Raw genomic sequence first — 7,834 nt, 5'->3', positions numbered from 1 at the left:
GAATAGGCCGGCGCGCCGGCGCCCATCGAAGCAAGCGAGCCTCCTTCCGACGAAACATTGACCAGCCGGCCATGGCCGGAGGCGCTGAGCAGCGGCGCAAAGGCGGCTGCGACACGCCAGGCGCCGAAGACATTGGTCTCGAAAGCCTCGCGGATCACTGTCCAGTCGGGCTGGAGCGCCTGCGCCGACGGGTCGTAATGGATCGCGGCGTTGTTCACCAAAACGTCGAGCTGGCCGAAGCGGCGCTCGACCTCTGCCGCGGCGCTCACGGCCGCTTCAGGCGCGGCGACATCCAACTCGATGGCCTCGACCTTGCCGCCGAGCTTCCTGGCCGCCGCCTCGCCCTTGGCGAGATCACGCACGCCGATGAGCACTGTGAAGCCGAGTTCCGCGAGCTGGCGGGCCGTTTCCAGGCCGATGCCACGGTTGCCGCCGGTGACCAGGGCCACCTTGCCGGAATTCTTGGTGTTGGTCATTGCTGCTGTTCCTTCAATTTCCTCTTACCGACAGCCAAGATGGCATCGATCACGCCGACCGATTAAAGCGCCGAATTGGCGCTCATTGCGCAATGCAGTTCATGAACGGGCGCGGTCTTTGTTTCTGCGCAATTCCGGACGGAAAACCGCTACGGACTTTTCCTGGAATTGCTCTAGGGCCGAATGGTCCCAACTCGGCTGGAGGACTTTACTGGCCGGACCGACAGCAGATTGGCGGGCGTTTGGGATGACCTGGCGGTACGCTCAATCGAAACCGATCCAGATGTAGCCATCCTCCTCGCGGCACGGAAAGAGGTGCAGCGGAGCCCGGTTCTTTGAAATATCGCCGAGAATCTCCATGCCGGCCGAAGTTCCGTCCTCATTGAGCGCCTCGCACCACCTTACGATTTCGCCTGTATCCAGATCGAATCCGCTGTGATGCCAGCGACACACCAGAGTGCCGTCCTCGCCGAAAATGCTCGCCCGTCCTGCGTGGCCGTTGGCCCGCAAGCCAGTCTCGAAGAATGGCAACTTCAAATGCGGGCAGGCATTGTTAAAGGCATAGACGCGCCCGCCCCTGCGCAAAATCACGGCATAGAGCGCCTGGAACTCGATGACTTTGTGGTCGCCATCCTTCAGTTCGCTCGTGGCAACCGTCCGATGCCAGGTCTTGCCGCCCAGCTGCATAGTCTCCCGCGCGCCTTTTTCGTTCAGCCGGCGCTCGGCTTCAACCTTCAGCTTCTTTATCTCGTACAGCGTAATTCGGTCGGAGGTACCGCGCAAACGCACTCGAATGAAATCGGATATTTCAACCTCACCCTTGACCTGTTCATAGAGCGTCTCGGTAATCAGGAGGCGGGTTCCGGCCTCCTTGTTGGCCGCTTCCACCCGGCTCGCCACATTGACCGCATCGCCGATAGCCGTCAGGCGCTCGTTGCCGGGCGATCCGACCGAGCCAATCACCGCTTCGCCCAGATGCAAGCCCACGCGAATATCGAACTCGATGCCATACATCGAGGCAAAAAAGGGCTTCAGCCGATCGACCGTGGCAAGGGTCTGCAGGGCCGCATTGACGGCGCGCACCGGTGCATCGTCCTGGCCCTGCACGCCGAATATCGCCATAAGCCCGTCGCCGACGAACTTGTCGATGTAGCCGTCGTTGAGCTCGATGACTTCAGCGACCTGAGTGAAATACCGATTGAGCAGGTACATGACGTCGTAGGGCGTCAAAGTTTCGGAGAAATGGGTGAACCCGGCGACGTCGCTGAAGAAAATGACGACCGACTTCAGCTCGCCCGCACTGGTGGACCTGTGCGGGAGCAACTGACTGGTCATTCGCAGGTCGGTCTCGTCGAGTACGAGCCTGCGGAAGGTGATGTCGGAGTCAGGTCTGAGCTGGCATGCCAGGCGTACGTTGTTGCCAAGCCCCAACCGCTCCACGAGGGCGCGCTCCGGCGCGGTGCGCTCCGGGCAGCGGTCCGCGCCGTCGAGGATCCAAATCCGGCAGGTCGAGCACTTGGCCTTGCCGCCGCAAGCGCAGGCGATCGGGACATCTGCCCGGCGAGCGGCTTCAAGGACAGATTCCCCGAGCGCCGATTTGATCGATATGTCGTCGGGCAGTGACAGCAACGTAGGCATCGGAACTGATCTTCCAGTACTAAGTGGCGCCAGACGCTGGTGTTAATAACAGGTCTGTCAGCCGGACACCGTTTTGGCCTCGTTCCGGCGACATTAGCCCAGCAGCGGCTCGGACGCCATCGTCGAGTCCGATAGTCCGCCTGGGTCGGTCGGAAGGCGCGTTTCGCGTCGGGTTTTCACCAGCAGGCAGCCCCCGTTCCACGGGCGGGGAAATGCCGGACACAATCCGGAAACAAGATTCAACAATCCGGAAAAACTAGCGAAAAAACCCGCTGTCATAAACGGCGCCGGAGCAGCCGAGCGATTGCGGCGCGCGACAACAGACATCGATCTTAACCAAGGATTGCCGATTATGAAAAAGACCCTTCTTTCCGCACTCGGCCTTGCCGTCGCGCTCGCTTTCGCGGTGCCATCGCTGGGCACCACCGAAGCCAACGCCGCCGCGACGACCACGACCACTGCTCCGGCCGCGACCACCGAAGCTGCGAAGCCGGCAGCGACCGCCGCCAAGCCGGCCAGCAATGGCCCGCACAAGAAGCATCACCGCAAGCATCACCGTCACCACGCCCGTAAGCATCATCACGTGAAGAAGCACGCGAAGCATCATGCCAAGAAGCATCCCGTGAAGAAGCACCATGTGCGCAAGCACCATGCGAAGAAGCATGCTGCGAAGAAGGCCGCGTAAGGCCAGAGGCGTTTCGAACTTCATGACCGGATGATCCCGGACCGCTTCCAAAGGGTTCAGGATCGTCGCTTCCCGAAAACGCCGCCCTCCCTTCCGGGCGGCGTTTTTTGGTTGCCTTAGTGAGGCATGATCTTCTCCGAAAACCGGCAACCACTTTTCGGGATCATGCCTTACTTCTTCTGCGGATGGATGGTGTCGCCGCGCTTCAGCATGGCCACCAGATCGGCGATCTTCTTCTTGCGCCCCGCCTCGGTCTTCATGTTGTTGGTGCGGAAGGCGAGCGCGAAGCGGTTTTGCGCCGAGAGCTTTTCCAGCATCGCTTTCGCCTTCGGCTCGGCATCGATCGCGGCCTGCATCATCTCCTTCGAGCCGGCATAGGCACGGTCCCAGCGGCCGTCGGCCTTGGCAGCCTCGACCTCGCGCAGGCCGTGCTCGGTCATGCGGCCCGCCTCGACCAGGCGCGCGACATTGTCGATGTTGATCTTGCTCCAGATGCTCTTTTTACCGCGCGGCGTGTAGCGCTGCAGGAAGCTCTTGTCGTCGAGCGACTTGCGCACCGCGTCGATCCAGCCGAAGCAGAGCACGACGTCGACCGCCTCCTTCGGCGTGATCGAGGCGAGGCCCGAGCCGACCTTGTGGATCTTGATCCAGACCTCGCTTTCAGAGGCGTGGTTGTCGGCCAGCCAGGCATGGAAGCTTTGCGCATCGGGGAATTCCCGGACCTTGTCCGGATCGACCTTGATCGGGGCCATTGTCACCTCGTTTTTCGCCGCCAGCAGTGTCGACGATTCCTCGGCGATTGTAGCGAGAGCTGGTGCCAGTTTCCGTCAACAGGCGTTAGGCTGGTCTGGCGGATTCCTCTTTTCGAATTGATGCGCTAACCCAAGACAATTTCTCCTAATTCTCCAACGACTTGAACAACCCCACACTTCTGTTGACTTCCACAGATGTGTGGAATACGCTATCTTTTATGAACGCAAGCGAATTCCGGCGCTGGCTCGCCAAGCAGGGATGCACCTTTTGAAACCCACCGCGGTGGGAGCGGTCACCTGACTGTTCGTTTTAAAGACAAGGTCTCGCAGCTGCCGATGCATGGCGGCGGCAAGGAGCTTGGAACGCGTCTGGTCGAGAAGATCAAGAAGGATCTGGGCCTGAAATAGAGGAGACCGTGTATGTGGTATGAAGTCGCTCTCACGCCCGACGACAACGATACCTGGCTGGTTACGGCGCCTCAATTCGACGAGGTGGTCTCGTATGGCGGCACAAAAGAGGAAGCCTGCCGCAATGGACGCAATGCCATCGAGGAAGCCATCGCCGCCCGAATTGCGCATGGGGATGATATCCCCTTCCCGCTCAAGGAAACCAAGGGCAAGGGATGGTTTGTGGAAGTCCCGGCGCTCGTCTTCCTGAAATCGGCTCTCTACATGGCCTTGAGGGAAAAGGGCTGGAGTCGGGCCGATCTGATGCGCGAGCTGAAATGCCAACGGGAGCATGTCGATCGGCTGTTCCGGCTCGACCACAATTCACGGCTCGACTCGCTCGAGGAGGCGTTCAAGGCGCTCGGCCATCCGCTGCGCTTTGACATGGAGTTCCACAAGGCCGCCTGACTTTGCCGGCGAGCCTGGGCGGCCGATCCATCATCGGGCCTTCCGATACCACTATCGGCTTCTTCCGTTTCCGCTTCGCGGGTTGGCCTGCCACATGACCGTCCATGCAAAGGAAAGGCATGGACATGGAAAAGATCCTGATCGTCGGCGGCAGTTCGGGCATGGGGCTGGCGCTCGCCAGGCGCTGCCTCCAGGAAGGCGCGCACGTCATCATCGCCGGGCGTGGCGAAGCGAAGCTGGATGCTGCGCGGGATGGGCTCGGCCGGCCGGGAGCGCTCGAAACGGCGGTGGTCGACGTCAGCCGCGAGGATGAGGTCGCGGCGCTGTTCGAGCGCATCGGCCGGCTCGATCATATCGTCAGCACCGCGGCCGCGATCGAAGGCGCCTACCGGCTGTTGCCCGACATCGAGCTTTCGGCCGCGCAGCGAGTGGTGGAGAGCAAGTTTTACGGGCCGCTGCTGCTCGCAAAGCGTGGGGCGCCGAAGCTGCCGCCGACAGGCTCGCTCACCTTCGTCACCGGTATCGCGGCCTACCGGCCGGCAGCGCGCGGCTCGGTGGTCGCCGCCGTCAATGCGGCGCTGGAGGGGCTGGTGCGAGCCTTGGCGGTCGAGCTGGCGCCGATCCGCGTCAACGCCGTCTCGCCGGGCTGGGTCGACACGCCGATTTGGGAGTTCGTCGCCGGCGACCGGAAGGGCGAGACTCTGGCCGCGATGGCTGAGCGGTTACCCGCCGGACGCGTCGGAAAGCCGGAAGACATCGCCGATGCAATCCGCTTCCTGATCGGCAACGGCTTCACGACGGGAGAGACGCTGCATGTCGAGGGCGGCCACCGGCTGGTGTGACCGGCGCGAAGCCCTCTCCTGCAGCGGCTATTTGTTTTTGCGCAATTCCGGACGGAAAACCGTTGCACACTTTTCCTGGAATTGCTCGAACAGCGCCTTCAGCGACGGCGGCAGGACGCGGCGGCGACGCCAGACCATCACGATGTCGGCGGAACGGACCGGGCCGGGCCAGGCAAGCTCGGCCACCTCGCCGCGATCGATCGCGGCGGCGACCGCCAGCCGCGGCACGAGGCCAAAGCCGGCGCCGGCCGCCACCAGTCCGGCGATGGCGTCGATGCTGCCGGCTTCGGCGGCCAGCCTTGGCTTGCCAAGCCCCGCTTCGCCGAACGCCTTGTCGACCATGGCGCGGTAGACGCAGCCGGTCTCGGTGGCAACGAAATGCTTCTCGGCCAGCGTCGCCAGGTCGACATCCACATGGTTGTCGCCAGGCGGCGCGATCAGCGCCAGCGGCTCGACCGCCACCACGCGCCTGGCAAGGCGCTGGTCGGATGCGCTGGTATCGAGCTCAGGCGGCCGCTCGAAGCAGAAGGCGACATCGATCTCGCCATCGCTGAGCCTGCGCAGCAAGTCGCCGCTGCCGGCGATCCGGCGCTTGATGTCGATGCCGGCATGGGCGGCACGGAAACGGGCGAGCCATGGTGCCAGCCTTGCCGAGGCGATCGTCTCCAGCGCGCCGATCGACAGGCTGCCTGCCATGTCGGCTTTGGTGGCATCGACGGCGGCGCGGGCGGCGTCGGCAAGCGCCAGCAGGTCCTCGGCATAGGGTTTCAGGGCCTCGCCCGCCGGCGTCAGGGTGAGCCCCTGCCGCGAGCGGGTGAACAGGCCGGCTCCAAGCTCGGTTTCCAGCGCCTGGATCTGATCGCTGACGCTCGACTGGGCGAGATTGACCTCCTGCGCGGCGCGCGTGACGTTGCCCGTCCGCGCGACCGCCAGAAAGGCTTTCAGCAGCCTTGGATGCATCCGGCGCTACTGCAGTTGCGGCTTCTTAAGGAAGGAATTGCGGTCGGCGGATTTGACGCGCAGCCAGGTCTCGCGGCCGTCGCGCACGACGCGCAGCGGGATTTCCGAGCCGGCCGGATTCTGCCAGAGTTTCCTGTAGAAATCGGCCAGGCCGTCCACCTCACCGTCGCGCACGTCGGAGATGATGTCGCCCTGGCGCAGGCCCGCCTTGGCTGCCGGGCCGCCTTCGGCGACGCTCATCACCACCACCATGCCGTTCGACTCTGCCGAGAAGGCGCCGAGCCACGGACGCGGCGCTTTCGCCGCCTGGCCGCGCTTGATGAGATCATCGAGGATCGGCGTCAGAAGATCGATGGGCACCACCATGTTGATGTCGGCCACCTCGCCGGCGCGGCTCATCTGCAGCCGCAGCGAGCCGATGCCGAGCAGCTTGCCGTCGCGGTCGAACAGCGCCGCCCCGCCCCAGGACGGATGCGCGGGCGCGATGAAGATCGCCTCGTCGATCAGATATTCCCAATAGCCGGCGAATTCCTGCTTGGTGACGATGTGGGCGTCGACCTGCTGGCCGATGCCGTCGGCAAGCGTCACCGCGTCACCGACGTTGGCCTTCCTGGCATCGCCTAACTGGACAGCCGGAAGGTTGAGCGGCGACAGCGCCTGCACGAGGCCAAAGCCGGTCTCCTGGTCGTAGGCCAGCGCATGCGCGGCGACCACGCGGCCATCCTGATCGGTCAGCCACACTTCCTCGGCCTCGGTGATGAGGTAGCCTATCGTGAGCACAAGGCCATTGTCGCGGATCACCACGCCGCTGCCCTCGCGGCGCGTGCCCAGCGCATTGGCGGTGAAAGCATCGTCCGGAACCGTGGCGCGCACGGCAACGACGGAGCGCGAAATTTTCTCGACGGTCATCGATCCATCCTGCGTTGCGGGTTTTGTTCTATAAGTATGGCCGAAGGAGCGCGGCGCAAGGGTGGATTTTCCCGTTGCGGGGCTGGCACAAGCGGTAGTTCAACGAAGGTTGAACTTTTTTCTTTGACGCGCGCGCAACCGCACCTAAGTCTATCGGCATCGTGGCAGATTTCCCGCCCTTCACGAAACGCTCCGCCCTGCGCGAAACACAAGGCCTCCGACATGGACCAATATCCCGCCGAAAGTCTGGACCTGGAACAAGCCCAATGGCGGCCAGTTCGCTTCGATCAACCGGCCGATCGCCGGCCCCACGCATGAGAAGGAACTGCCGGTCGGCAAGCACCCGTTGCAGCTCTACTCGCTGGCCACGCCCAACGGCCAGAAGGTGACGATCATGCTCGAGGAGCTTCTGGCGCTTGGCCACACCGGCGCGGAATACGATGCCTGGCTGATCAAGATCGGCGACGGCGACCAGTTCGGCAGCGGCTTCGTCCATGTCAATCCAAACTCGAAGATCCCGGCGCTCATGGACCACAGCGAGCCGAAGCCGGTGCGTGTGTTCGAGTCCGGCTCGATCCTCACCTATCTCGCGGAAAAATTCGGCGAATTCCTGCCCACCGAGCGCGCGGCGCGCGCGGAAACCTTCTCCTGGCTGTTCTGGCAGATGGGTTCGGCGCCCTATCTCGGCGGCGGCTTCGGCCATTTCTACGCCTAGGC

Annotated in this window: 8 protein-coding genes and 1 pseudogene; 4 read left to right on the top strand and 5 right to left on the bottom strand. The window is 63.3% G+C overall.

Annotation, left to right across the window (positions count from 1 at the left end; all coding sequences use genetic code 11):
* Together EOA27_RS13235 and EOA27_RS13230 are read right to left on the bottom strand one after the other, a co-directional pair.
* Nucleotides 1–476 (bottom strand): SDR family NAD(P)-dependent oxidoreductase (locus EOA27_RS13235; RefSeq protein WP_127256381.1); only part of this gene is annotated, 476 nt, incomplete at its 3' end.
* Between the two features lie 264 nt (nt 477–740).
* The gene (locus EOA27_RS13230) at nt 741–2,114 is read right to left on the bottom strand and encodes an adenylate/guanylate cyclase domain-containing protein (RefSeq protein ID WP_126083279.1); all 1,374 of its coding nucleotides are present in this window, start codon (nt 2,112–2,114) and stop codon (nt 741–743) included.
* Between the two features lie 304 nt (nt 2,115–2,418).
* On the opposite strand from EOA27_RS13230, the gene EOA27_RS13225 reads away from it, so the two are divergent.
* On the top strand, nt 2,419–2,799 hold the full coding sequence (locus tag EOA27_RS13225) for a hypothetical protein (RefSeq protein WP_245491083.1): 381 nt from the start codon (nt 2,419–2,421) through the stop codon (nt 2,797–2,799).
* Between the two features lie 170 nt (nt 2,800–2,969).
* Here the strand turns inward: EOA27_RS13225 and EOA27_RS13220 are convergent, their stop codons facing one another.
* Nucleotides 2,970–3,551 carry a YdeI/OmpD-associated family protein gene (locus tag EOA27_RS13220; RefSeq protein ID WP_126083281.1) on the bottom strand — a complete coding sequence of 194 codons (582 nt, stop codon included), beginning with the start codon at nt 3,549–3,551 and terminating at the stop codon, nt 2,970–2,972.
* Between the two features lie 420 nt (nt 3,552–3,971).
* Here EOA27_RS13220 and EOA27_RS13210 point away from each other — a divergent pair, with 420 nt between their 5' ends.
* Both EOA27_RS13210 and EOA27_RS13205 read left to right on the top strand, forming a co-directional pair.
* Complete coding sequence (locus EOA27_RS13210) at nt 3,972–4,406, top strand: type II toxin-antitoxin system HicB family antitoxin (RefSeq protein WP_126083282.1); 435 nt, start codon at nt 3,972–3,974, stop codon at nt 4,404–4,406.
* A gap of 104 nt (nt 4,407–4,510) precedes the next feature.
* Nucleotides 4,511–5,248, top strand: a complete 738-nt coding sequence (locus EOA27_RS13205; protein ID WP_126083283.1) for an SDR family oxidoreductase — start codon at nt 4,511–4,513, stop codon at nt 5,246–5,248.
* A 27-nt stretch (nt 5,249–5,275) separates the two neighbouring features.
* Here the strand turns inward: EOA27_RS13205 and EOA27_RS13200 are convergent, their stop codons facing one another.
* Together EOA27_RS13200 and EOA27_RS13195 are read right to left on the bottom strand one after the other, a co-directional pair.
* Nucleotides 5,276–6,208: a LysR family transcriptional regulator gene (locus EOA27_RS13200; RefSeq protein ID WP_127256379.1), complete on the bottom strand. Its 933-nt coding sequence runs from the start codon at nt 6,206–6,208 to the stop codon at nt 5,276–5,278.
* A gap of 6 nt (nt 6,209–6,214) precedes the next feature.
* Nucleotides 6,215–7,117, bottom strand: a complete 903-nt coding sequence (locus EOA27_RS13195; protein WP_126083285.1) for a S1C family serine protease — start codon at nt 7,115–7,117, stop codon at nt 6,215–6,217.
* A 232-nt stretch (nt 7,118–7,349) separates the two neighbouring features.
* Here EOA27_RS13195 and EOA27_RS13190 point away from each other — a divergent pair.
* Nucleotides 7,350–7,829: pseudogene (locus EOA27_RS13190) on the top strand (glutathione-dependent disulfide-bond oxidoreductase); the annotation flags it as partial.
* Nucleotides 7,830–7,834 lie beyond the last annotated feature (5 nt).

It is taken from the genome of Mesorhizobium sp. M2A.F.Ca.ET.037.01.1.1 (genome assembly GCF_003998075.1).
GTDB lineage: Bacteria > Pseudomonadota > Alphaproteobacteria > Rhizobiales > Rhizobiaceae > Mesorhizobium.
Note: the sequence above shows the minus strand (reverse complement) of the source record. Positions and strands in the feature narration are given on the sequence as shown.

Bases quoted from the DNA above. Each gene is read 5' to 3' on its own strand.
- EOA27_RS13230 (WP_126083279.1), bottom strand. From the start codon at position 2,114: ATGCCTACGTTGCTGTCACTGCCCGACGACATATCGATCAAATCGGCG.
- EOA27_RS13220 (WP_126083281.1), bottom strand. From the start codon at position 3,551: ATGGCCCCGATCAAGGTCGATCCGGACAAGGTCCGGGAATTCCCCGAT.
- EOA27_RS13210 (WP_126083282.1), top strand. From the start codon at position 3,972: ATGTGGTATGAAGTCGCTCTCACGCCCGACGACAACGATACCTGGCTG.
- EOA27_RS13205 (WP_126083283.1), top strand. From the start codon at position 4,511: ATGCAAAGGAAAGGCATGGACATGGAAAAGATCCTGATCGTCGGCGGC.
- EOA27_RS13200 (WP_127256379.1), bottom strand. From the start codon at position 6,208: ATGCATCCAAGGCTGCTGAAAGCCTTTCTGGCGGTCGCGCGGACGGGC.
- EOA27_RS13195 (WP_126083285.1), bottom strand. From the start codon at position 7,117: ATGACCGTCGAGAAAATTTCGCGCTCCGTCGTTGCCGTGCGCGCCACG.